At 65.5% G+C, this 255-nt stretch carries 1 pseudogene; it reads right to left on the bottom strand.

Annotated elements, in window-relative coordinates:
• Positions 1-255, bottom strand: a pseudogene (locus tag IB264_RS35750) (trehalose utilization protein ThuA); the annotation flags it as partial.

Below are 255 nucleotides of genomic sequence, written 5' to 3'. Positions count from 1 at the left end.
CCGGGCGGAAATAGAAGATGTTGCCGGCGCCCCGACGCCAGGTCAGACCCGAACGGAACACCTCGCCGCCGGCAAACCAGGAGATGAACACGGTTTCGAGCGGTTCCGGCACGGAGAACTGCTCGCCGTACATCTCCTCGTTCTCGAGCACGAAGTTCTCGCCGATGCCCTCGGCGATCGGATGACGCGGGTTGATCGCCCAGAGCCGTTCACGCTCGCCGGCCTCGCGCCACTTCAATGCGCAGGGCGTGCCCA

It is taken from the genome of Ensifer sp. ENS11 (assembly GCF_014851895.1).
GTDB lineage: Bacteria > Pseudomonadota > Alphaproteobacteria > Rhizobiales > Rhizobiaceae > Ensifer > Ensifer canadensis.
Note: the sequence above shows the minus strand (reverse complement) of the source record. Positions and strands in the feature narration are given on the sequence as shown.